The organism is Streptomyces sp. NPDC002057 (assembly GCF_040296665.1).
In the GTDB taxonomy this organism is placed as follows: domain Bacteria; phylum Actinomycetota; class Actinomycetes; order Streptomycetales; family Streptomycetaceae; genus Streptomyces.
Genome location: NZ_JBEOXR010000058.1, coordinates 35,593 through 58,416, shown reverse-complemented (window position 1 = coordinate 58,416; position 22,824 = coordinate 35,593). Strand labels below are relative to the sequence as shown.

Below are 22,824 nucleotides of genomic sequence, written 5' to 3'. Positions count from 1 at the left end.
TCGGGGGCGGTTCGGCACGGCTTGCGAGGGCGGGTTCCGGACGGGGCCTCAGTTGTGGTGCCTGGTCAGGCTGTGGACGAGGACGATCGCGGCGAAACCGCCGCCGAGGAGCAGCGCGGCACCGGTCAGGACGGCACCCAGGACCCGGGGACGGGCGCGGAGCTTCCGCTTGACGTGGCTGGACATGGGCTCTCCCGAGGAAGTGGAAGGGACGAACACGGTCTGAAGGGCGCCTTCAACCCACCAGACGTGCGTCACCCCCCGAGGTTGCGACCGGGGCCGGGAAACTTTCCGCCGGCTCCTCACCCGCCCGGCGGGCCGGTCGTGGACACCGCGCGGGGCCCGCCCGGCGGGCCGGTCGTGGACACCGCCTAGGCTCCGGAGCGGCCGGGTGGTCCGGCCGGACGGCGCTGTGTGCGGGGGACCGGGTGGAGTGGGGAATGGGGCTTGCCGGCCTCGCCGTCGGGCTGCTGATCGCCGTGGTGACCACGCCCGTGGGGGTGTCCGGGGCGGTGTTCCTGCTGCCGGTGCAGCTCAGCGTGTTCGCGGTGCCCAACCCGGCGGTCACCCCCACCAACCTGCTCTACAACGTGGTGGCCGGACCCGGCGCCCTCCTGCGCCACCGGCGCTCCGGAGCGCTGCGGGACCCCCTCGTCCGCCTGATGGTGCTCGGCACCCTGCCGGGTGTCGTCGTCGGCGCGGTGGTCCGGGTCTTCGCCCTCCCCGGCCCGTACGTCTTCCGGCTGCTGGTCGCCGCCCTGATGCTGCCCCTGGGCGTCTGGCTGGTCGCCCGCACGCTGCGCCCCACCCCGAAGGGCGCCCCCCGCCCCGCGCCCGAGCCCCGGACGATCGCCGGGCTCGCCCTGGCCGTGGGGGTCGTGGGCGGGATCTACGGCATCGGCGGCGGCTCGATCCTCGGCCCCGTCCTCGTCGGCCGAGGGCTTCCCGTCGCCCGGGTCGCCCCGGCCGCGCTCGCCTCCACCTTCGCGACCTCCCTGGTCGGCGCCTCCACCTACGCCCTGCTGTCCCTGGCGGAGACCGGCAGCATCGCGCCCGACTGGTTCCTGGGCCTGTCCTGCGGTCTGGGCGGCCTCATCGGCGGCTACCTCGGCGCCCGCCTCCAGCCGCACCTGCCGGAGACCCTCCTCCGTCTCCTCCTCGGCGCCCTGGCGGCCGGGCTCGGCGCGGTGTACGCGGTGGGCGCGCTGCGCTGACCCGCGCGCGGGTGCCGGGGGCCGGCGGCGGAGGCGCGGGGCGGGGAGGCCGGTCCGACGGGACTCGGCGCTTCCGGGCTAGAGCGAGGCCGTCGACGTGTACTGGGCCGCGTACTCCTCCGTGGGCGGGGTCGTGGTGATGACGTCGACGAGTACGCCGTCGGGGGCGACGAGGATGAAGTGCCGCTGGCCGAAGTCCTCCGTGCGGAGCGGGAGGAGCTCGGTGAGGCCGGCCTCGCCGATCAGGCGGCGGTGCTCCGCGTCGACGTCCGCGACCTCGAAGTTGAGCAGCAGGCCGCCCCGGGTGGGGACGCGGTGGCCCTCGGGGAGGGTCGGGTGGGTGTGGTCGAGCAGCGCGAGCTCGTAGTGGGGCGCGTCGGGGCGGTGCAGGCTCACGTACCAGTCGGACTCGAAGGTCGTGGCGAAGCCGAGGTGGCGGGTGTAGAAGTCCCGGGCGGCGGCGATGTCGCCGGTGCAGATCACGGGGTAGAAGCCGGTGAGTTCGCTGGTCATGGCATGACTCCTCGTCGTCGGCGGCGCGGTCCCGTGCGGGTGGGGGTGGCGTCCGCCCGATTTCACATACCGAGGGTATGTGAGCTGTACGGCTAGCATACCTCGGGTATGCGAAACGGGAAGGGCGGTGCGTGACGGTGGCGGACGAACGGGCGGCGGGCGGCCGGGCGGAGCAGCGGGCCGCGACCCGGCGGGCGCTCCTCGCGGAGGGGCGGCGACGGTTCGCCGAGGACGGCTACCACGCGGTGGTCCTCGCGGAGGTGGCCCGGGCCGTGGGAGTCACCAAGGGCGCGGCCTACCACCACTTCGACAGCAAGGCCGGGCTCTTCCGGGCCGTCGTCGCCGAGGTCCAGGGGGAGTTGGGCGAGCGGGTCGCGGCGGCGGCGGAGCGGGAGACCGACCCCTGGGAGCAGCTGCGCGCCGGATGCCGGGCCTTCCTGGCGGCCGGCGCCGACCCCGCCGTACGGCGGATCGTGCTGGTCGACGCGCCGACGGTGCTGGGGTGGGAGGAGTGGCGGGCCCTGGACGAGGCGTCCTCGGCCCGGCACCTGACGGAGGCCCTGGAAGGCCTGATGGGGACGGGAACCATCGCCCCCCAGCCGGTCGAACCGCTGACGCGCCTGCTGTCCGGCGCGATGAACGAGGCCGCGCTGTGGCTGGCGAGGAGCGGTACGCCGGAGGCCCTGGAGCTGACGGTGCGCGCGCTGGACGGACTGCTGGCGGGCATCCGGCGCGCGGGGACCTGAAGGGGAGACGGCGGGGCGTGCGAGCATGCCCCCGTGTGTGAACCGGATGCCGTACGGACCCCCCGCCTCGACCTCGTGCCGCTCGCCGTCGCGCACGCCGACGAGATGGCCGGGATCCTCGCCGACCCGGCCCTGCACTCCTTCATCGGCGGCGCCCCGCTCACCCCGCCCGAACTCCGGTCGCGGTACGAGCGGTTGACCGCCGGCTCGCCCGACCCGGGGACGGTCTGGTGCAACTGGGTCGTACGGCTCCGGGCCGAGGACCGGCTCGCCGGCACCGTCCAGGCGACGGTCACCGACGGCGGCCGGGTGGCGGAGGTCGCCTGGGTGATCGGCACGGAGTGGCAGGGGCGCGGGCTGGCACGTGAGGCGGCCGGGGCCTTGGTCGCCCTGCTGGCCGAGCGAGGCGTACGGACGGTCGTGGCCCACGTCCACCCCGCCCACACGGCCTCACGGTCGGTGGCCCGCGCGGCCGGGCTCACCCCCACGGACCGGGTGCGGGACGGCGAGATCCGCTGGGAGGGGACGCTCCCCGGCCGGTGAGACGGGCCCGGCCCCGTCCCGGCGGCTCCGGGCGCCGAGCCAGGCGCACAGGATCAGGGCCACAGCCCCCGCCGCGCCGGCCGCGAGCCCCGCCCGGAGGCCCGGTGGGGTGAAGGCGCAGGAGATCTCGGTCCGGCCGTCCTCGACCGGGACCGCGAGCAGGCCGCCGTACGACTCCGGATCCGCCCCCGGATCCGCCGTGTTCGCGCACCGCCAGCCCGCGATCCCCGGGGCCGCCACCACCGCCGTGCCCCGGGTGCCGGGCGGGAGCGTGGCCGTCAGGCCCGTGGACGTGACCTCGATCGACGTGGCCGCGCGGGCGCGGAGGGCCGTCACCGCCGCCCGGAGGCGCTCCCGGTCCAGGCAGGCCACCTCGCCGGAACCGGAGCCGGTGCCGGAGCCGGAGCCGAAGCCAGGGCCGGTGCCGGTCCCGGTGCCCGGCCCGGCGGCCGACCCGGAGCCGGACCCCGGCGCGCCCTCCGGCAGCCGGACCCTCGCCCCCGGCTCCGACTGCACGCCCAGCGACACCATCGCCGCCCGCCGCTTCGGCTGCCCGCCCAGGAGGTGGGTCTCGTGCGGGCCCAGACGGGCCGTGCCCGTCGCGTCCGGGGCCCAGAGGAAGACCTCCGTACCGACGCGGCACGCCCCGTCCGCCCCGGGAGCCTCGTACACCCGCGCGCCGAGGAGGAGTTCCTGGTTGCGGAAGGGGGACGGGCCGTACACCGGGGCCGTGCCCGGCGGGCGCACCGTCACGAGCGGCAGCGACTCCGCGCGGACCACCCGGCCGTCCCGCCACCGCGCCCCCACCCCGAACAGCGCGTCCGTCACCGGGTTGTCCAGGCTCAGCAGGTTCCGGCCCCGCGAGGTCCAGCCGCCGCCGAGCGCGGTCAGCGTCCGCGTCAGGACCGCCGGGGTGTGGCTGCTGTAGTAGGCGGCGCCCTGACCGCCGAGGAGCAGCGGATCGTTGCCCGCGACCCGGGGCAGACCGGGGTCCGTGCGGTACTCCGGCCAGCCGTCGGCCGCCGCGAGCGCCGCCGCCCGCCGCTCCTGCTCCGCGCCCCACGGCGGGTAGTCGTCGAGCCGGACGAGCCGCTCCCGGTCCGCGTACGCCGTCGTCGCCGCCGCCTGGCCGAGGAGGGTGCCGCCGACCAGGAGCGCGGCGAGCACCCCGTACCGCCCCCGCCGGGGCAGGAGCAGCGCGCCCGTCACCGCCGCCAGGCCCGCGCCCGTGAGGAGCAGCGCCCAGGGGGTGAGGAAGGGGCTCGCGAGGGCCCCGGCCGTCAGCGCCAGGACGACCGCCGTTCCGCCGAGCAGCGCCCCGCGGCCCGGGGGGCCGTGGGCGAAGCCGGTCCAGGCGGCCAGGACGAGGACGCCGGAGAGGACGAAGGTCTGCCGGTACGGGCTGCCGTTCGGCGTCGCGAACGCGTGCCACAGCAGGTGCGTCGGCCCCCACTGCATCGAGGCCGCGACCGCCACGCAGAGGCCCGCCCACAGCCACCGCTCCCGTCCGGGGACGTCCCGGCGGAAGAGCAGCGCGCCCACGAGCAGTGGCACCGCCGTGCAGACGAAGGCCGCCGGGGTAGCGAAGCTGTACGTCACCGGGAGCAGCCGGGCCAGGACGTCCGTGGCGGGCGCCGGGTCGAACTCCCTGACCAGGCCCGGGTGGGCGTGGCGCGAGCCGAGGTAGACGGGGACGAGGACCGGGGCCGCGAGGGCGATCCCGACGCCGGTGGTCACGGCCGCCCGCAGCACCGCGCGCGGGCGCGGGGAGTCCGTCACCGCCAGCCGGACGAGGAGGACGAGGGCCGCGCCCAGGGTCGCCATGTACGCCGTGTAGAAGTTGGCGACCCAGCAGACCGCCACCGCCAGCGGCCCGAGGAGCGGGCGCCGGCCCTCCCGTACCCACTCGCCCACCAGGCAGAGCAGCGGGAAGGCGATCAGGCCGTCCAGCCACATCGGGTTGTACGTGCCCTCCGCGAGCGACCAGCCGCAGAGCGCGTACGAGGCGCCCAGGACCGAGGCCCACCACCAGGCGCCGGGACCGAGGCGGCGCAGCAGGAAGGTCATGGCCGCCGCCGCGACCGCCGTCTTCAGGACGGTGATCGCGTACACGGCGTACTCGATGTCCCCGCGCGGGAAGAGGGCGACCAGCGGGGCGAAGGGGCTCGACAGGTAGGTGCCGTAGTCGGGGAGGAAGCCGGTGCCCCAGCCCGCCCGCCAGTCGAGGAGGAGACCGCCGTCGGCCCGGCCGCGCAGCAGGTCCCACAGGTGCGCGTGGAACGGCACGAACTGGTTCGCGAGGTCGTTGACGGCCCGGTGGCGCGGCCCGAAGGGGAAGACCCGGGCGACGGCGTCCCCGCCGCAGACGGCGACCGCGGTGAGGAGGGCGGCGAGGAGGGGGGAGCGGTGTGCGTTCTGCATGACGGGTCGAATATGCCGCGCCCGGGAGGGGAAATGCGGGCCCGGCGACCCCGTTCACACAATGGTCGTCTCAAGGCCATCCGGGTGGACCGGCCGGGTCACCGCGCTCCGTTGTCGTGGACGGCGTGCTGCTCTCGATCGTCGTCCCGTGCTTCAACGAGGAGGACGTCCTCGCCCGTTTCCACGACCACGTGACCGAAGAACTGGCCAAGCTGGACGGCGAGTTCGAGATCGTCTACGTGGACGACGGAAGCCGGGACGGGACGCTCCCGCTCCTCCAGGAGCTCGCCGCGCGCGACTCCCGCCACGTCCGTTACGTCTCCTTCAGCCGCAACTTCGGCAAGGAGGCGGCGATGCTGGCCGGCCTCCGCAACGCCGCCGGCGACGCCGTCGTGATCATGGACGCCGACCTCCAGCATCCGCCCGAGCTGGTGCACCGCATGGTCGCGCTGCACGCCGAGGGGTACGACCAGGTCGTCGCCCGCCGGACCCGCGAGGGCGACCGCGTCACCCGGACCCTCACCGCCCGCCTCTACTACCGGGCGATCAACCGGTTCGTGGACGTCGAGCTCGTCGACGGCGTCGGGGACTTCCGCCTCCTCTCCCGCCGTACCGTCGACGCGGTCCTCGGCCTCGGCGAGTACAACCGTTTCTCCAAGGGCCTCTTCTCCTGGGTCGGCTTCCGCACCACGACGTTCTCCTACGAGAACGCCGTCCGCGAGCAGGGCCGCTCCAAGTGGACCTTCGGCAAGCTCCTCAACTACGGCCTCGACGGACTCCTCTCCTTCAACAACAAGCCGCTGCGGGCCGCCGTCCACCTCGGCTTCCTCCTCGTCCTCGTCGCCCTCGGCTACGCGGCCTGGATCGTCGGCGACGCCCTGGTCAACGGCGTCGACACCCCCGGATACGTCACCCTCCTCGTCGCCGTCACCGCCCTCGCCGGCGTGCAGATGGTGATGGTCGGACTGATCGGCGAGTACGTCGGGCGCATCTACTACGAGGTCAAGCGGCGCCCCCACTACCTGGTGAAGGAGACCCACGAGGGGACGTACGAGGGGACACGCGGAGGGACGCGCGCGGAGATGCGCGAGGGGCTGGAGAGGCCCGAGACAGGCGTGCTGCGGGCCGACACCCGGCGTGCGGGTGAGTCGTTGTGGGAAACAGTCGCACCGAAGTAGTGGCTCCGGCCCCGGCGACTCCCTACCATCGATCACCGCAAGGTCGTTCAACTGACGCACGACCAGCCCGGGAGGCTCCTTTGCACCGCCGCACTGCGCTCACCGTCTCCGCCGCGCTCCTCGCCGCGGCCCCGCTGCTCACCGCCTGCGGCAGTGACGCCCACCCAGGAGCGGCGGCCGTCGTCGGCGGCGAACGGATCGACGTCTCCAGCCTGCAGGCACAGGTCGAGGACGTCCGCGCCGCACAGGGGCGCTCCCCGCAGGCCGCCCAGCTCGTCCAGGCCACCGGCGACCTCCCCCGTCGCAAGCTCAACGTCATGATCTTCGACCGGGTCGTCGACAAGGTCGCCGCGGAGAACGGCGTCACCGTCTCCCGCGCCGAGCTCCAGCAGACCAGGACCGCCTTCGTCCGCGAGAGCGGCGGCGAGGACCGGCTCGCCACCGCCCTCCTCCAGGAGCAGGGCGTGGCCCCCGGCCAGATCGACGACGTCGTCCGCCGCAACGTCCTCATGAACAAGATCGCCGAGAAGCTGGGCGTCACGGACACCCCCGAGGGCCAGAAGAAGCTGACCGAGGTCTTCTCCGCCGCCTCCAAGGACCTCGCCATCGACGTGAACCCCCGCTACGGCTCCTGGGACGACGCCCAGGTCCGGCTCGGCGACACCACCGCGCCCTGGCTGCGGCAGATCACCCGGGACCCCGCCGCCGTCCCGGCCGGTGCCTGACGCGAGGTAGGTTCGAGGGGTGACATCTGAGAGCCCCGGCCGCATCGTCCTGCTCACCGCCAGCCACCGCGTGGCGCCCGGACTGCTGTCCTGGCCCGCCTGGCAGGCGCTGCACGGCGCGGACCGGGTGCTCTGCCCCGACGAGCACCACCCCCAACTGCCGTACCTGACCGAGGCCGGGGTCGCCGTCGAGCACCTCCGGCCCACCGCGGAGGAGCTCGTCGAGGCCTGCGCCGGGGGCCGGACCGTCCTGCTGCTCCCCTCCGGCGAGGGCGACCGCGCGCTGACCGACGGCCTCGCGCGGCTCGCCGGCTCGGGCCGCCTCACGATGCCCGACCTGGAGCTGCTGCCCGGCTCGTACGACCTGCCCGGCGCCCGGCTCCTCGACCTCGTGCAGATCATGGACCGCATCCGGCGCGAGTGCCCGTGGTCCTCGCGGCAGACCCACCGGGCGCTCGTGAAGTACGGCGTCGAGGAGGCGTACGAACTCGTCGAGGCGATCGAGGACGGTGACCGGGACGCGCTCCGCGAGGAGCTCGGTGACGTCCTGCTGCAGGTCGTCTTCCACGCCCGGATCGCCGAGGAGGACCCGGAGGAGCCGTTCTCCGTGGACGACGTCGCGGGGGCCCTCGTCGAGAAGCTGATCCACCGCCACCCGCACGTCTTCGGGGACGCGACCGCCGAGACGCCCGAAGAGGTCAAGGCGCACTGGTCGCGGACGAAGGCGATCGAGAAGCAGCGGGAGTCCGTCACCGACGGCGTGCCGCTCGGACAGCCGGGTCTCGCGCTCGCCGCGAAGCTGGGCGGCCGGGTCCGTGCGGAGGGGCTCGCCGTGCCCCTGCCGGCCGGTGAGGGCATCGGGTACGAGCTGCTCGGCCTCGCCGTGCGGGCGGAGGCGGAGGGTGTGGACCCGGAGGCGGCGCTGCGCGCGGCGGCCCGGACGTACCGGGACGCGATCCGCTCGGCGGAGGGCGTGAAGGTCTGACGGGGGGCGTGGTCACCGCTCGCGCGGTGCGCGGGCCCCGGGGTTGTGCCAGAGCGGGGCGGGCGGGCCCAGGAGGCGTTCGGCCGCGGTGTTCGGGCGGACGGTGAACCGGCCCACGGGCTGCAGGGTGTCGTGGAGGATCCGGTCCGGATCGGTGCCGAGCTCCACCAGCGCCTCGGTGACCTCCGTCAGGAAGCCGGGCGGCCCGGCGAGGTAGACGTCGTGCGAGGCCCAGTGGACACAGGCCCGCAGCGCCTGGAGGAGCCGCTCGGTCGCCTGGTCCCTGCGGTGCCCGGGCGCGGACGTGATGTAGGTGACGCTCAGGCCCGGGATCCGTTTCCGCAGCTCCTCGGCGTCCCGCCGCCCGTACAGGTACTCCTTCGCGCGCGCCACGACGAACAGCCGGCCCGTCAGCTCCGGCTCGGTCTCCGCCGCCTCCGCGAGGAGGGCCCGCACCGGCGCCCATCCGGTGCCCGCGCATATATAGGTGCGGAGTCCGCCCGGCTCCGTGCGCGCGGTGAGGGCGCCGCCGGGGGCGCTGAGCCGCAGGGTCTCGCCGGGTCCCGTCTCCTCGACGAGCGCCGTGCTCATCGCCCCGCCCCGGATCCGGCTCACGTGCAGCTCGACCGTGCCGTCCGGGCGGGGCGCGTCGGCGAGGGAGTAGGTGCGCCAGACGCGGGGGACGCGCAGCGAGCTGACGCTGACGTACTGGCCGGGGAGGAAGGGGAAGGGCTGCCGGGGCCGCAGGGTGAGGACGGCCAGGTCCTCGCCGAACCTCTCGTGGCGGACGACGTCCGCGTCCCACCAGGCCGGCTCCCCGGCCCCGGAGGCCTCCTCGGCGCCCGCCAGCATCAGATCGGTGACGTGCCCGTACGCCTCGGTCCAGGCCTTCTCCGCCTCCAGGTTCCAGGCGGAGCCGGAGGCGTACGCGAAGGCGGCGATCAGGCTCGCCCCCACGGCCGCGTAGAGCGCGGGGGAGGCGAGGAACTTGCGGTGGTCGCGGCCCAGCTGCCCCAGGTAGACGGCGAGCCCCGGATCCTCCAGATGGGTCACCACGTGCGTGAGCGCGGCGAAGAGCCGGTCCCGCTGGGGCCGCATGTCCTCGGGGAACAGCTCGCGCACGGCCGGGTTGTGCCAGAAGAGATGCGAGTAGAAGAAGGTGACGGCGTGTTCGGCCCGCCTCTCGACGACCGCGAACGTGCTTCTGAGCATCTGAGGATCCACCGGCAAGAATCTAGGGCACCACCCCCCTCCGTGATCACAGGATCTCCACACACCTCACCTTCGAAGTGGTCTCCGGGCCGCCCTGTACGGTCGGGGGGTGAGCACAGCCCCCGGCACCGGCCCCGCCCCGGACCCCTCCCCTTCGCCCGCTCCCACCCTCTTCACCTGGGAGTTCGCCACCGATCCGTACCCCGCGTACGCGTGGCTGCGGGAGCACGCGCCGGTGCACCGGACGACGCTGCCGAGCGGGGTCGAGGCCTGGCTCGTGACCCGGTACGCGGACGCCCGGCAGGCCCTCGCCGACCAACGGCTCTCCAAGAACCCGGCGCACCACGACGAGTCCCCGCACGCCAGGGGCAAGACGGGCATTCCGGGCGAGCGCAAGGCCGAGCTGATGACCCATCTGCTCAACATCGACCCGCCCGACCACACCCGCCTGCGGCGGCTCGTGTCGAAGGCCTTCACCCCGCGCCGGGTCGCCGAGTTCACCCCGCGCGTGCAGGAGCTCACCGACCGGCTCATCGACGCGTTCGTGGAGAAGGGGAGCGCCGACCTCATCCACGAGTTCGCCTTCCCGCTGCCCATCTACGCCATCTGCGACCTGCTCGGCGTCCCCGAGGAGGACCAGGACGACTTCCGCGACTGGGCCGGGATGATGATCCGGCACGGCGGGGGGCCGCGCGGCGGGGTCGCCCGGTCGGTCAAGAAGATGCGCGGCTACCTCGCCGAGCTGATCCACCGCAAGCGCGAGGAACCCGGGGACGACCTCATCTCGGGGCTCATCAAGGCCTCCGACCACGGTGAGCACCTCACCGAGAACGAGGCCGCCGCCATGGCCTTCATCCTGCTCTTCGCGGGCTTCGAGACGACCGTCAACCTCATCGGCAACGGCATGTACCAGCTGCTCCGCCACCCCGGCCAGCGCGAGCTGCTGCAGGGCTCGATCGCGGCGGGGGAGACCGGGCTCCTGGAGACCGGGATCGAGGAGCTGCTGCGGTACGACGGGCCCGTGGAGATGGCCACCTGGCGGTACGCCACGCAGTCGTTGACCGTCGGCGGGCAGGAGATCCCGGCGGGGGACCCGGTGCTCGTGGTGCTCGCCGCCGCCGACCGGGACCCGGAGCGGTTCGACGGGCCGGACACCCTCGACCTCGCGCGGCGCGACAACCAGCACCTCGGGTACGGGCACGGCATCCACTACTGCCTGGGCGCACCGCTCGCCCGCCTGGAGGGACAGACCGCGCTCGCCACCCTGCTGACTCGCCTCCCGGACCTGCGACTTGCCGCCGATCCGGCCGAACTGCGCTGGCGCGGCGGGCTCATCATGCGGGGATTGCGCACGCTTCCGGTGGAGTTCTCCCCTTCCGTACGGGTCCACTGAACTGACGTGGCGTCAGAAATGTGATCTTCACGTGATCGCGGGTCCATCGACTTGTGATGAGTGTTCGAATGCGGCTACGTTTCGCCGCAGTCTCAGCCGTCACGAGTCACATCCGTCACGCGAAAGGCGCATCTATGCGTTCCGGGAACGGACGACACCGTCGCCCCCGTCAGGCCCCCGCCATCGTCGTCGCCGCGGGCGTGACCGGATCCGCCATGGCGCTGCCTCTGCTCGCCACCGGATCCGCGTCCGCCGCCGACGCCGCCACCTGGGACCGGGTCGCCGAGTGCGAGTCCGGCGGCCAGTGGAGTGCCAACTTCGGCAACGGCATGTACGGCGGCCTCCAGTTCACCCAGGACAGCTGGGAGCGCAACGGCGGCCTCGCCTACGCCCCCAGCCCCGACCTGGCCAGCCGCGGCCAGCAGATCGCCGTGGCCGAGAAGGCCCTCGCCAAGGGCAGCACCGAGTGGGCCACCTGCGCGCCGATCGCCGGCCTGAAGAACGACGGGAAGGCCACCGGGGTGAACCCGGGCCCCACGTCCGTCCCGACGACCCCGGCCGCCGTCCCGGAGTCGAGCTGGAACACGGGGCTCCCGGAGGCCTCCACGGGCTCCAAGGGCTCCACGGAGGCCGGCGAGGCCGCCGAGGCCCCGCGGAAGACCACCGGGCCGGTCTCCCCGACCGCACCCGTCTCGCCCACGGCGCCCGCCACGTCCGCCCCGCCGACCGCGCCCGTCACGCCGACCGCGCCGGTGAGCCCCACCGCTCCGACGGACTCGGCCGACCCCTCCGCGCCGACCGCCCCCACCACCCCGGGTACGCCCGATACGTCCGTTACGCCCGGTACGCCGGAAGGTGACGAGACGTCGGCCACGCCCGGCACCGGCAAGCACCGGGGTGACGCGGCTCCGGATGAAACCGACAAGAAGGACAGTGTCACCGAATCCGGTAGACATGCCTCGGGCAAGGACAAGTTGGCGGAAGAGCCCGAGGCGACCCCCGTGACCGACGAAGCGACGAACAAGGACGCAACGGACAGTCAGGGCACTTCGGACGCGTACACCGTGCGGCCGGGCGACAGCCTGTCCGACATTGCACAGGAGAACGAACTCCCCGGAGGCTGGACCGCCCTCTACGACGCCAACCGGCGGACCGTGGGCGTCGATCCGGACCTCATCCTGCCTGGTCAGAGCCTCGACCTGACGAACGGTTCGCCCGCGCCGGCGGTGTGATTCGGGGTCAAATGTCCGGTTCTGGGCAAGTGAGACATGGGTCTCTTCGCCCCAACTGGCGTGTCACGTCCGCGAAGTTTGCTTTCGTCACCTCTCACCTGCGCAAACACCCCCCGCCGGAAGGCAAGGAGGGGCGATATTTCCGCAATACGCCTCTTTGAACTTCCGGTGGGTCTGTGTCTACGGTCGTCACCGCTCGCCACCGCGGGCCCCGTCGACCGAAACGCCGAATCCTGCCGTCGGCCGATGGGAACAGTCGTCGCGTAAGCGCCGAAGGCAGGAGTGGGGGACCCAAGGTAAGTGCCGGTCCCGGCCGTTGAGACAGACGGCCGACGATCGGCTTGGGGTGAAGCCGCGTGCTAGGACACGCGGCCGGGCAACTCTTCCGGCCCGAACCCGACAGCTCACCTCACAGGCGTCGGTGAGGAGAATCTCCATGCTGTTTTCCGGTAAGGGCAAACACCGCCGTCCCTCCAAGGCCACCCAGGTCGTCACGCTCGTCGGCGTCACCGGTGTCGCCGTCGCCGCCCCGCTGATGACCGCGGGCACCGCCTCGGCCGCCACGGCCTCCGAGTGGGACCGCGTCGCCCAGTGCGAGTCCGGCGGCAACTGGTCCATCAACACGGGCAACGGCTACTACGGCGGCCTGCAGTTCTCGGCCTCCACCTGGGCCGCGTACGGCGGCACCGCCTACGCCTCGACCGCCAACCAGGCGTCGAAGTCCCAGCAGATCGCCATCGCCGAGAAGGTCCTCGCGGGCCAGGGCAAGGGCGCGTGGCCGAGCTGCGGCGTGGGCCTCTCCGGTGCCTCGTACGACGGCGGCGCCGCCGAGAGCACCCCGAAGCAGGACACCCAGCAGCCGCAGCAGGAGCGGAAGGCCGAGCAGCCGACCACCCGCAGCGAGCAGCGTCAGGCCCCGAAGAAGGCGACGCAGCAGCAGGCCGCGCCGAAGGCCGCCGCCAAGAAGACCGTCACCACGCCGACCGGCGAGACGGTCAAGAAGGGTGACGGCGAGTACAAGGTCGCCACCGGCGACACCCTCAGCAAGATCGCTCAGGCGCAGGGCGTCAAGGGCGGCTGGGCCAAGCTCTTCGAGCTGAACAAGGACGTCGTCGAGAACGCCGACCTGATCTACCCGGGCCAGCAGCTCCACCTGAAGTGAGCCCGGCGGTCCGTGTGAGTCCGGCGGCTCACGCGGCCCCCACGACCCTCCCGCGGTGACCACCCCGACCCGGCGCGCCCTTCCCCCGTGCGCGCCGGGCCGGGGTTCCCCCGTTTCGGGAGGACCTGACGGTTACCGCCCAGTAGATTCGGGGCCCTTCGTCCCCAGATGCATGCCCTTGGGTCCTTTTTCGTCCCAGGGGGCGGGCGCCCGGCTGGCCGGAGCCCCCGAGCCGGTTAGGCTCTTGTCGCAAGGCCGAGCGACCCTGCACCGGTCATGCGTCACATCCAGCGTCACATCCCAAAAAGGAGATGCTCGTGCCGTCCATCGACGTCGTCGTAGCCCGGGAAATCCTGGACTCCCGAGGCAACCCCACGGTCGAGGTCGAGGTCGGCCTCGACGACGGCAGCACCGGCCGTGCTGCTGTTCCGTCCGGCGCCTCCACCGGTGCGTTCGAGGCCATCGAGCTTCGCGACGGTGACCCGAACCGCTACCAGGGCAAGGGTGTCGAGAAGGCCGTCCTCGCCGTCATCGAGCAGATCGGCCCGGAGCTCGTCGGCTACGACGCCACCGAGCAGCGCCTGATCGACCAGGCCATGTTCGACCTGGACGCCACCGAGAACAAGGGCTCCCTCGGCGCCAACGCCATCCTCGGCGTCTCGCTCGCCGTCGCGCACGCCGCCTCCGAGGCCTCGGACCTGCCGCTCTTCCGCTACCTCGGCGGCCCGAACGCGCACCTGCTGCCCGTTCCGATGATGAACATCCTCAACGGTGGGTCGCACGCCGACTCCAACGTGGACATCCAGGAGTTCATGATCGCCCCGATCGGCGCGGAGTCCTTCTCCGAGGCCCTTCGCTGGGGTGCCGAGATCTACCACACGCTCAAGGGCGTGCTGAAGCGCAAGGGCCTCTCCACCGGCCTCGGCGACGAGGGCGGCTTCGCCCCGAACCTGGAGTCGAACCGCGCCGCCCTCGACCTCATCCTCGAGGCCATCAAGGAGGCCGGCTACGCGCCGGGCACCGACGTCGCGCTCGCGCTCGACGTGGCGGCGTCCGAGTTCTACAAGGACGGCAAGTACGAGTTCGAGGGCAAGTCCCGCTCGGCCGCCGAGATGACCGAGTACTACGAGGAGCTCGTCTCCGCGTACCCGATGGTCTCCATCGAGGACCCGCTGTACGAGGACGACTGGGCCGGCTGGAAGGTCCTCACCGACAAGCTGGGCGCCAAGGTCCAGATCGTCGGCGACGACCTCTTCGTCACCAACCCGGAGCGCCTCGCCCGCGGCATCGAGGAGGGCACCGCGAACGCCCTCCTGGTCAAGGTCAACCAGATCGGCTCGCTGACCGAGACCCTCGACGCCGTCGAGCTGGCCCAGCGCAACGGCTTCAAGTGCATGATGTCCCACCGCTCCGGCGAGACCGAGGACGTCACCATCGCCGACCTCGCGGTCGCGGTGAACTGCGGTCAGATCAAGACCGGCGCCCCGGCCCGCTCGGACCGCGTCGCCAAGTACAACCAGCTGCTGCGCATCGAGGAGATCCTCGACGACGCCGCGGTCTACGCCGGCCGCAGCGCCTTCCCGCGCTTCAAGGGCTGACAGCGTCGCACCCGGTAGTTCCGTCCGTCCCCGCACTCGGTCCCGTACCGTGTGCGGGGACGTCCGCGTGAACAGGGGAGGCGACACGACATGGCCGCGAAGGACCGGGACCGGTTCTCGACCGCGACCCGGATCAGGCTGCTCGGAGAGCAGACCGCCGCCCGTGTCTACCGCTCCCAGACCCGCCGCCAGGCCCGCCGCTCCCGGCTCACCGGCCGCGCGGCCTTCCTCGCCCTGATCGTCTGCTCCCTCGTCGTGGCGCTCGCCTATCCCATGCGCAGCTACGTCTCCCAGCAGGGCGAGATCGCCGAGCAGGAGCGCAAGGCCGCCGACGCCGCCCGGCGGGTCGAGGAGCTCAAGGACGAGAAGGCCCGCCTCCAGGACCCGGCCTACGTCCGCCGCCTCGCCCGCGAGCACCTGCACTACCTGCTCCCCGGCGAGACCGGGTTCACGGTGAACGACCCCGACGCGGAGCAACGGCCCCGCGCCGACCAGGGCGCGGCGGACCGCCCCTGGTACGACAACCTCTGGGACGGCGTCGACCACGCCGACCGCCCCTGACCCTCGTACGCGACACGACACACGATCAAGGCAGACATGCACACGCCTCCTCCGCAGACCGAACGCACCGAGCCGACCGGGACGGACATCGCCGCCTTCGAGCTCCAGCTCGGCCGGCCGCCCCGCGGCCTGCGCGCCATCGCGCACCGCTGCCCGTGCGGCAACCCGGACGTCGTCGAGACCGCGCCCCGGCTCCCCGACGGCACCCCGTTCCCGACCACGTACTACCTGACCTGCCCCCGGGCGGCCTCGGCCATCGGGACCCTGGAGGCCAACGGGGTCATGAAGGAGATGCAGGCCCGGCTCGCCACCGACCCGGAGCTCGCCGCCGCCTACCGGGCCGCGCACGAGGACTACCTCGCGCGCCGGGACGCCATCGAGGTCCTGGAGGGCTTCCCGAGCGCCGGCGGCATGCCGGACCGGGTCAAGTGCCTGCACGTCCTGGTCGGTCACTCCCTGGTCGCCGGTCCGGGCGTGAACCCGTTCGGCGACGAGGCCCTCGCGATGCTGCCCGAGTGGTGGGCGAAGGGCGCCTGCGTGACGCCGTGCGCGGACAAGGACGAGGAGACGAAGTGACCCGGGTCGCCGGAATCGACTGCGGTACGAACTCCATCCGCCTCCTCGTCGCCGACGTGCACCCGGAGACGGGCGAGCTGGTCGAGCTGGACCGGCGGATGACGATCGTCCGCCTCGGGCAGGGCGTCGACCGGACGGGCCGGCTCGCGCCCGAGGCGCTGGAGCGGACCTTCGCCGCCTGCCGCGAGTACGCCGGGGTCATCGAGGAGCTGGGCGCCGAGAGGCTCCGCTTCGTCGCCACCTCCGCCTCCCGCGACGCCGAGAACCGCGACGACTTCGTGAACGGGGTCGTGGAGATCCTCGGCGTCGAGCCCGAGGTGATCACCGGCGACCAGGAGGCCGCGTTCTCCTTCACCGGCGCCACCGGCGAACTGCACGGCCCGGAGACCTATCTCGTCGTGGACATCGGCGGCGGCTCCACCGAGTTCGTCACCGGCAACCAGCACGTCGAGGCCGCCCGCTCCGTCGACATCGGCTGCGTCCGGCTCACCGAGCGGCACGTCAGGAACGACCCGCCGACCGCCGAGGAGGCCGACGCGATCCGCGCCGACGTCCGGGCCGCGCTCGACCTGGCCGCCGAGACCGTGCCGATCGACACCGCCGGGACCCTCGTCGGGCTCGCCGGCTCGGTCACCACGGTCGCCGCGATCGCCCTCGGACTCCCGGAGTACGACTCCGAGAAGATCCACCACGCCCGGATCTCCGCGGCCCAGGTCGCCGAGGTCACCGACCGGCTGCTCGCCTCGACCCACGCCGAGCGGGCCGCGATCCCGGTCATCCACCCCGGCCGGGTCGACGTGATCATCGCCGGAGCGATCGTCCTCAGGGAGATCGTCGAGCGGGTCGGAGCCCACGAGGTCGTCGTCAGCGAGCACGACATCCTCGATGGGATCGCCCTATCCGTGGCATAGCGGGCACCTATCGAGCCCTCCGGCGACGTGCCGTCGGGAAAGTTCGTGAAGTTCTTCACAAGGAAAAGGGCCCCGATGGCGCCCGAGGGGGGTCATTGGGCCCTTCGAGGGGCGCCCCGGGGCCCTTTCGCAGGCACGGGGGCTGATTCGCTCGATGTTTCCATCGTGTGAACGCCCCCCGTGGTTCAGCGTTAACGGAGGCTCTCCGGTCCAGTTCACAAGGGGTGAACAACGTTCGCCCCCGCACCCCGGTTCCTTTGCAGCACCATGACATGGATCACGTGGGCGGCGGAGTGTAGCAGAGGTACCCGGAGACCTTGTGAAGGGGCGCACGAGCACCCCCCTCGGACGGGGTGGATACTCGATGGCATGAGCACCACGGAGCGTCCCAGGATCCTCGTAGTAGGCGGCGGGTACGTAGGCCTGTACGCAGCTCGGCGCATCCTCAAGAAGATGCGCTACGCGGAGGCGACCGTCACGGTCGTCGACCCGCGGTCGTACATGACCTACCAGCCCTTCCTCCCCGAAGCCGCCGCCGGCAGCATCTCGCCGCGCCACGTCGTCGTCCCGCTGCGACGCGTCGTCCGCGGAGCCGAGGTGCTCACCGGCCGGGTCACCACCATCGACCAGGACCGCAAGGTCGCCACGATCGCGCCGCTCGTCGGCGAGGCGTACGAGCTGCCTTTCGACTACCTCGTCATCGCGATGGGCGCCGTCTCCCGTACCTTCCCGATCCCCGGCCTCGCCGAGCAGGGCATCGGCATGAAGGGCATCGAGGAGGCCATCGGCCTGCGCAACCACGTCCTCGAGCAGCTCGACAAGGCCGACTCGACCACCGACGAGGAGGTCCGCCGCAAGGCGCTGACCTTCGTCTTCGTGGGCGGCGGCTTCGCCGGCGCGGAGACCATCGGTGAGGTCGAGGACCTGGCCCGCGACGCCTCGAAGTACTACCAGAACGTGTCCCGCGAGGACATGCGCTTCGTCCTCGTCGACGCGGCGGACAAGATCCTTCCCGAGGTCGGCCCCAAGCTCGGCCAGTACGGCAAGGAGCACCTGGAGAGCCGCGGGATCGAGATCTACCTCGAGACCTCCATGGACTCCTGCGTCGACGGCCACGTCGTGCTGAAGAACGGCCTCGAGGTCGACTCCAACACGATCGTGTGGACCGCCGGCGTGAAGCCGAACCCGGCGCTCTCCCGCTTCGGTCTGCCGCTCGGCCCCCGCGGCCACGTGGACTGCAACGAGAAGCTCCAGATCAACGGCCTCGACTACGCCTGGGCCGCGGGCGACAACGCCCAGGTCCCGGACATGGTCGGCCGCAAGGCGGGCAACCCGAACGCCTGGTGCCCGCCGAACGCCCAGCACGCCCTGCGCCAGGCCAAGGTCCTCGGCGACAACGTGGTGGCCGGCATGCGCGGCTTCCCGCAGAAGGAGTACAGCCACGCCAACAAGGGCGCCGTGGCCGGACTCGGTCTGCACAAGGGCGTCGCGATGATCGTCATGGGCAAGGTGAAGATCAAGCTCAAGGGCCGTCTCGCCTGGTACATGCACCGTGGCTACCACGGCATGGCGATGCCGACCTGGAACCGCAAGATCCGCGTCTTCGCCGACTGGACCCTCGCGATGTTCCTCAAGCGTGAGGTCGTCTCCCTGGGTGCCATGGAGACGCCGCGCGAGGAGTTCTACGAGGCGGCCAAGCCCGCCCCGGCGCCGGCCGCCCCGGCGCAGGAGAAGGCCAAGGCCTCCTAGCGCACCCGCAGTCCCGCAGTACACGCAAGGCCGTAAAAGGGCCGTCCGCCATCCGTGGTGCGGACGGCCCTTCGCGTGTTTTGCCGACTGATTGCGCTGCGGCGGGACTGGAATCGCCTACGGACGGTGTTCCCTTGGTGACGAGCATTTCTGGGGCACGAGATCACGGAGGTGTGCACCATGGCCGACGCCGCGTCGCGGCTGACGACCCTCGCCGAGGAACTCCTCGGAGGACCGCTCCCGGTCCGTCTGCGGGCCTGGGACGGCAGCGAGGCCGGTCCCACCGGAGGCCCCGTCCTGGTCGTCCGCGACCGCCGCGCCCTGCGGAGGATGATCTGGAAGCCCGGTGAACTGGGCATGGCCCGTGCCTGGGTGGCCGGGGAACTCGACGTCGAGGGAGACCTGTACGCGCTCCTGGACGGGCTCTCGGGCATCCTCTGGGACCGCGCCGAGGACACCAGGGGCCTGCTCGCCTCCGCGCGCGACCCCCGGCTGCGCGCCGCCGCCGGCGCCCTGCTGCGGCTCGCCGGACCGCTGCCGCCGCCGCAGCCCCCGGCCGAGGAGATGCGCGGCCGCAGCGGCGGCCGGCACACCCGCCGCCGCGACCGGCAGGCGATCAGTCACCACTACGACGTGGGCAACGACTTCTACGAGCTGGTCCTCGGCCCGTCGATGGTCTACTCGTGCGCGTACTGGGCCTCCGACGGCCCCGACGCCACCCTGGAGGACGCCCAGCGCGACAAGCTGGACCTCATCGCCCGCAAGCTGAACCTCGCGGAGGGCGACCGGCTCCTCGACGTGGGCTGCGGCTGGGGCTCCATGGCCCTCCACGCGGCCCGCGCGTACGGGGCCAGGGTCGTCGGCATCACCCTCTCCCGCGAGCAGGCCGCGTACGCCCGCAAGCGGATCGCCGAGGAGGGCCTGACCGACCGGATCGAGATCCGCGTCCAGGACTACCGGGACGTCACGGACGGCCCGTACGACGCGATCTCCTCGATCGGCATGGCCGAGCACGTGGGCGCCGTCCGGTACCGGGAGTACGCCGACACCCTGTACGGGCTCCTCAAGCCCGGCGGACGGCTGCTCAACCACCAGATCTCCCGGCGCCCCGAGCCCGACGAGGAGGCGTACGAGGTCGACGACTTCATCGACGCGTACGTCTTCCCCGACGGCGAACTCGCCCCCATGGGCCGCACGCTGAGCACCCTGGAGGACGCCGGCTTCGAGGTCCGGGACGTCGAGGCGATCCGCGAGCACTACGCGCTCACCCTGCGCCGCTGGGTGGCGAACCTGGAGCGGGAGTGGGACCGGGCGGTCCGGCTCACCTCACCCGGCCGGGCCCGGATCTGGCGGCTCTACATGGCGGCCTCCGCCGTCTCCTTCGAGCGCAACCGGATCGGCGTGAACCAGTTCCTGGCCGTGAAGACCCCGGTGTCGGGGAGGAGCGGGACGGCGCTGCGACCGCGCGTGTGGGACGAGAAGACCGGCTGACGGTACGCCGAAGGGCCGGCCTCCCGGGTGGGAGGCCGGCCCTTCGTGGCGTCGGGGGACTACTCGGCCTTGATGGCGGAGAGCATGTTCAGCCTCGCCGCGCTCCGGGCCGGCCACAGGGAGGCGAGGACGCCGACCAGGGCGGCCAGGACCAGGAAGATCCCGATCCGGTCCCAGGGCAGGACCAGGGCGTAGCCCGGCAGGCTGCTCTTGAAGGTCTCGCCGATCGCCCAGCCGAGGAAGGAGCCGAGGCCGATGCCGACGACCGCGCCGAACACCGAGATGACCACGGCCTCCAGACGGACCATCCGCTTCACCCGGCGCCGGTCGAGACCGATCGCCCGCAGCATGCCGATCTCCTGCTGGCGCTCGAAGACCGACATGGCGAGGGTGTTGACGACGCCGAGGACCGCGATGATCAGGGCCATGGCGAGCAGACCGTAGACGATGTTCAGGAGCATGTTGATCTGGCCGCCGAAGAGGTCACGGATGTCCTTCTGGTCCATCACCGTGATCGCCGGGTTGTCGCCCATGGCCTTCGACAGGGCCTTCTCGTGTGCGGCGCTCGGGCCGCCCGCCGTCGAGACGAAGATCTGCTGGATGCCCGCCTGGTCGTCGTGCGCGCTGATCAGCTCGGTGTCGATCAGGACCGGCGAGACGAACTCGCTGCCCTTGTAGACCGCGCCGACGGTCAGCTTGCCCTTCTGCTTGTCGAGCCACTCGACGGGGACGGTGTCGCCGACCTTCAGGCCGCGCTTGGCGGCGGTCTTGTCGTCGACGGCGATCTTGCCCTGGCCGAGGGAGGCCATCGAGCCGTTCACGACGTCGAGCTTGAGAACCTTCTCGATGTCGCCGGGGGTGACGCCGGAGGCCGAGACGAACGAGCCCTTGAGTTCGAGGGCGCCGTTCTGCTGCGGCGAGACAGCCGTGACGCCCGGGGCCTTCTCCAGGGCCGTGAGGGCCTCCTGGCTGAGGCTGGTGCCGCTGGCCATCGAGACCATGTAGTCGGCCTTGATCTGGTCGGTCGTCATCTTGTCCAGGGCCGAGCCGACCGTGGCGCCGAGCACCGAGAGACCGGTGACCAGGGTCAGACCGATGGCGAGCGCGGAGGCGGTGGCGCCGGTGCGGCGCGGGTTGCGGACCGCGTTCAGGCCGGCGAGCTTGCCGGAGACTCCGAAGAGGTTCACGAAGACCGGGCGGATCACGGCGATCACGGGCCGGGAGAGGAACGGGATCAGCACGATCACGCCGATGAGGGTGAGGAAGGCGCCGCCCGCGATCAGCATGCGGCCGTCGTCGCCGCCCTGGCCCGCGCCGAGCACGATCAGGACCGCACCGAGCGCGGTGAGCGCCGCACCGATGGAGTTCCGGACCACGAGCGACTTGGTGCTCGCGGTGGCGTGGACGCTGCTCATGGCGGCGACCGGCGGGATCTTCGCGGCCCGGCGGCCGGGCAGCCAGGCGGCGAACATCGTGATCAGGACGCCGACGAGGAAGGCGGTGAGGACCGGGGTGGTGCCGAGGACGAGGTCACCGGCCGGGATCTTCATGTCGAAGGCGCTCATCGCCGAGCGGAGCGAGACGGCCAGACCGATGCCGAGCACATAGCCGACGGCCGAGGCGACCAGGCCGACCAGACCGGCCTCGGCGAGGACGGAGCGGGTGATCTGCTTGCGCGAGGCCCCGACGGCGCGCATCAGCGCCAGTTCCTTGGTGCGCTGCGCGACCAGCATGGTGAAGGTGTTGGAGATCAGGAAGATCCCGACGAAGAGCGCGATGCCCGCGAAGCCGAGGAGCACCTGGTTGAGCGCGCCGAGGCCGGACTCGATGTCCTTGGCCTGCTGCGCGGCGAGGTCGGTGCCGGTCTGCGCGGTGGCGGACTTGGGGACGACCGTCAGGACCTGGTCGCGGAGCTTCTCGGCGTCGGCGCCGGGGGTGGCGGTGACGGTCAGGTTCTGGAAGTAGCCGGGCTTCAGGTAGAGCTTCTGGGCGACGGCGGTGTCGAAGACGACCAGGCTGCCGCCGGCGTTGACGGCGCCGTCCTCGGTGGTGAAGACGCCGGAGAGCTCGTACTGCTTCACCGGTCCGTTGGTGGCGACGCGGACGGTGTCGCCGACCTTGTAGCCGCCCTTGTCGGCGGTGTCCTTGTCGAGCGCGATCTGGCCGGCGGAGGCCGGGCCGTTCCCGGAGGCGAAGGCGTACGCGCGGTCCTTGCCGTCCTTGCCGGGGGCGAAGTTGGTGCCCTTGTTGGACCAGCCGACGCCGATCAGCTTGCCGTCCTTGTCGGGAACACCGGCGAAGCCGTCGACGCGGGGGGAGACGGAGGCGACCCCGTCGAGCGCCGCGACCTTGTCGACGACCTGCTGGGAGAGACCGGGGGTCTTCCGGGCCTCCTCGGCGGACGGGTACATCTCGACGGCGACGGCGACGTCGTCGTAGCTCTTCGCCGACTGGTTGCGGAAGGCGCTGGAGAGGGTGTCGGTGAAGACGAGGGTGCCGGAGACGAAGGCCACGCCGAGCATCACGGCGAGGACGGTCATCAGCAGTCTCGCCTTGTGCGCGAGGACGTTGCGCAGGGCGGTACGGAACATGGGTGTGTCCTGGAGGAGGAGGG

The 22,824-nt window shown here is 72.4% G+C and carries 20 protein-coding genes and 1 riboswitch; of the genes, 15 read left to right on the top strand and 5 right to left on the bottom strand.

From position 1 onward, the window contains the following. Positions 1-48 precede the first annotated feature (48 nt). On the bottom strand, positions 49-186 hold the full coding sequence (locus ABT129_RS32235) for a hypothetical protein (RefSeq protein WP_351908688.1): 138 nt from the start codon (positions 184-186) through the stop codon (positions 49-51). Positions 187-428: 242 nt separating this feature from the next. On the opposite strand from ABT129_RS32235, the gene ABT129_RS32230 reads away from it, so the two are divergent. Then, complete coding sequence (locus ABT129_RS32230) at positions 429-1,214, top strand: TSUP family transporter (protein WP_351908687.1); 786 nt, start codon at positions 429-431, stop codon at positions 1,212-1,214. Between the two features lie 78 nt (positions 1,215-1,292). On the opposite strand, the gene ABT129_RS32225 is transcribed toward ABT129_RS32230, so the two are convergent. After that, positions 1,293-1,727 carry a VOC family protein gene (locus tag ABT129_RS32225; protein WP_351908685.1) on the bottom strand — a complete coding sequence of 145 codons (435 nt, stop codon included), beginning with the start codon at positions 1,725-1,727 and terminating at the stop codon, positions 1,293-1,295. Between the two features lie 131 nt (positions 1,728-1,858). Between ABT129_RS32225 and ABT129_RS32220 the strand changes: the two genes are divergently transcribed. Continuing rightward, complete coding sequence (locus ABT129_RS32220; protein WP_351908683.1) at positions 1,859-2,473, top strand: TetR/AcrR family transcriptional regulator; 615 nt, start codon at positions 1,859-1,861, stop codon at positions 2,471-2,473. Between the two features lie 33 nt (positions 2,474-2,506). Next, a complete protein-coding gene (locus tag ABT129_RS32215) occupies positions 2,507-3,016 on the top strand; it encodes a GNAT family N-acetyltransferase (protein ID WP_351908681.1) in 510 nt (169 codons plus the stop codon). Here ABT129_RS32215 and ABT129_RS32210 read toward each other — a convergent pair. Then, positions 2,924-5,437 (bottom strand): YfhO family protein, encoded by a 2,514-nt coding sequence (locus tag ABT129_RS32210; protein ID WP_351908679.1) that lies wholly within the window; start codon positions 5,435-5,437, stop codon positions 2,924-2,926. The two genes, ABT129_RS32215 and ABT129_RS32210, sit on opposite strands and share 93 nt — an antisense overlap. Before the next feature lie 125 nt (positions 5,438-5,562). Here ABT129_RS32210 and ABT129_RS32205 point away from each other — a divergent pair, with 125 nt between their 5' ends. The 3 genes from ABT129_RS32205 to ABT129_RS32195 all read left to right on the top strand — a co-directional run bounded on the left by ABT129_RS32205 (position 5,563) and on the right by ABT129_RS32195 (position 8,325). Further along, on the top strand, positions 5,563-6,615 hold the full coding sequence (locus ABT129_RS32205) for a glycosyltransferase family 2 protein (RefSeq protein WP_351908677.1): 1,053 nt from the start codon (positions 5,563-5,565) through the stop codon (positions 6,613-6,615). A gap of 80 nt (positions 6,616-6,695) precedes the next feature. Continuing rightward, complete coding sequence (locus ABT129_RS32200; RefSeq protein WP_351908675.1) at positions 6,696-7,340, top strand: SurA N-terminal domain-containing protein; 645 nt, start codon at positions 6,696-6,698, stop codon at positions 7,338-7,340. 19 nt (positions 7,341-7,359) lie between these two features. After that, on the top strand, positions 7,360-8,325 hold the full coding sequence (locus ABT129_RS32195) for a nucleoside triphosphate pyrophosphohydrolase (protein WP_351908673.1): 966 nt from the start codon (positions 7,360-7,362) through the stop codon (positions 8,323-8,325). Between the two features lie 12 nt (positions 8,326-8,337). Here ABT129_RS32195 and ABT129_RS32190 read toward each other — a convergent pair whose 3' ends face one another. Continuing rightward, positions 8,338-9,537 carry a globin domain-containing protein gene (locus ABT129_RS32190; protein ID WP_351908671.1) on the bottom strand — a complete coding sequence of 400 codons (1,200 nt, stop codon included), beginning with the start codon at positions 9,535-9,537 and terminating at the stop codon, positions 8,338-8,340. Between the two features lie 109 nt (positions 9,538-9,646). Between ABT129_RS32190 and ABT129_RS32185 the strand changes: the two genes are divergently transcribed. The 9 genes from ABT129_RS32185 to ABT129_RS32145 all read left to right on the top strand — a co-directional run bounded on the left by ABT129_RS32185 (position 9,647) and on the right by ABT129_RS32145 (position 20,210). Further along, on the top strand, positions 9,647-10,930 hold the full coding sequence (locus tag ABT129_RS32185; RefSeq protein WP_351908669.1) for a cytochrome P450 family protein: 1,284 nt from the start codon (positions 9,647-9,649) through the stop codon (positions 10,928-10,930). A 134-nt stretch (positions 10,931-11,064) separates the two neighbouring features. Then, positions 11,065-12,162 carry a transglycosylase family protein gene (locus tag ABT129_RS32180; protein ID WP_351908667.1) on the top strand — a complete coding sequence of 366 codons (1,098 nt, stop codon included), beginning with the start codon at positions 11,065-11,067 and terminating at the stop codon, positions 12,160-12,162. Positions 12,163-12,420: 258 nt separating this feature from the next. Next, positions 12,421-12,595: riboswitch (cyclic di-AMP (ydaO/yuaA leader) on the top strand. Positions 12,596-12,598: 3 nt separating this feature from the next. Next, positions 12,599-13,324: a transglycosylase family protein gene (locus ABT129_RS32175; protein WP_351908665.1), complete on the top strand. Its 726-nt coding sequence runs from the start codon at positions 12,599-12,601 to the stop codon at positions 13,322-13,324. 311 nt (positions 13,325-13,635) lie between these two features. Then, a complete protein-coding gene (gene eno, locus ABT129_RS32170; protein WP_351908663.1) occupies positions 13,636-14,922 on the top strand; it encodes a phosphopyruvate hydratase in 1,287 nt (428 codons plus the stop codon). Positions 14,923-15,012: 90 nt separating this feature from the next. Then, entirely contained in the window at positions 15,013-15,483 is a 471-nt protein-coding gene (locus ABT129_RS32165; protein WP_351908661.1) for an FtsB family cell division protein, read from the top strand. Positions 15,484-15,519: 36 nt separating this feature from the next. Further along, a complete protein-coding gene (locus ABT129_RS32160) occupies positions 15,520-16,059 on the top strand; it encodes a DUF501 domain-containing protein (RefSeq protein WP_351908659.1) in 540 nt (179 codons plus the stop codon). Then, positions 16,056-16,970 (top strand): Ppx/GppA phosphatase family protein, encoded by a 915-nt coding sequence (locus ABT129_RS32155; RefSeq protein ID WP_351908657.1) that lies wholly within the window; start codon positions 16,056-16,058, stop codon positions 16,968-16,970. The genes ABT129_RS32160 and ABT129_RS32155 overlap by 4 nt, the downstream gene beginning before the upstream one ends. 369 nt (positions 16,971-17,339) lie before the next feature. Continuing rightward, positions 17,340-18,719, top strand: coding sequence for an NAD(P)/FAD-dependent oxidoreductase (locus tag ABT129_RS32150; RefSeq protein WP_351908655.1), 1,380 nt, complete (start codon positions 17,340-17,342; stop codon positions 18,717-18,719). A gap of 180 nt (positions 18,720-18,899) precedes the next feature. Beyond that, entirely contained in the window at positions 18,900-20,210 is a 1,311-nt protein-coding gene (locus ABT129_RS32145) for a class I SAM-dependent methyltransferase (RefSeq protein WP_351908653.1), read from the top strand. Between the two features lie 59 nt (positions 20,211-20,269). Here the strand turns inward: ABT129_RS32145 and ABT129_RS32140 are convergent, their stop codons facing one another. Beyond that, complete coding sequence (locus tag ABT129_RS32140) at positions 20,270-22,801, bottom strand: ABC transporter permease (protein ID WP_351908651.1); 2,532 nt, start codon at positions 22,799-22,801, stop codon at positions 20,270-20,272. Between the last annotated feature and the right edge of the window lie 23 nt (positions 22,802-22,824).

Excerpts from the sequence above, each read along its gene's own strand:
- eno (WP_351908663.1), top strand. The coding sequence starts at position 13,636 with ATGCTCGTGCCGTCCATCGACGTCGTCGTAGCCCGGGAAATCCTGGAC.
- ABT129_RS32175 (WP_351908665.1), top strand. The coding sequence starts at position 12,599 with ATGCTGTTTTCCGGTAAGGGCAAACACCGCCGTCCCTCCAAGGCCACC.
- ABT129_RS32160 (WP_351908659.1), top strand. The coding sequence starts at position 15,520 with ATGCACACGCCTCCTCCGCAGACCGAACGCACCGAGCCGACCGGGACG.
- ABT129_RS32190 (WP_351908671.1), bottom strand. The coding sequence starts at position 9,537 with ATGCTCAGAAGCACGTTCGCGGTCGTCGAGAGGCGGGCCGAACACGCC.
- ABT129_RS32165 (WP_351908661.1), top strand. The coding sequence starts at position 15,013 with ATGGCCGCGAAGGACCGGGACCGGTTCTCGACCGCGACCCGGATCAGG.
- ABT129_RS32210 (WP_351908679.1), bottom strand. The coding sequence starts at position 5,437 with ATGCAGAACGCACACCGCTCCCCCCTCCTCGCCGCCCTCCTCACCGCG.
- ABT129_RS32145 (WP_351908653.1), top strand. The coding sequence starts at position 18,900 with ATGGCCGACGCCGCGTCGCGGCTGACGACCCTCGCCGAGGAACTCCTC.
- ABT129_RS32225 (WP_351908685.1), bottom strand. The coding sequence starts at position 1,727 with ATGACCAGCGAACTCACCGGCTTCTACCCCGTGATCTGCACCGGCGAC.
- ABT129_RS32150 (WP_351908655.1), top strand. The coding sequence starts at position 17,340 with ATGAGCACCACGGAGCGTCCCAGGATCCTCGTAGTAGGCGGCGGGTAC.
- ABT129_RS32180 (WP_351908667.1), top strand. The coding sequence starts at position 11,065 with ATGCGTTCCGGGAACGGACGACACCGTCGCCCCCGTCAGGCCCCCGCC.
- ABT129_RS32140 (WP_351908651.1), bottom strand. The coding sequence starts at position 22,801 with ATGTTCCGTACCGCCCTGCGCAACGTCCTCGCGCACAAGGCGAGACTG.
- ABT129_RS32235 (WP_351908688.1), bottom strand. The coding sequence starts at position 186 with ATGTCCAGCCACGTCAAGCGGAAGCTCCGCGCCCGTCCCCGGGTCCTG.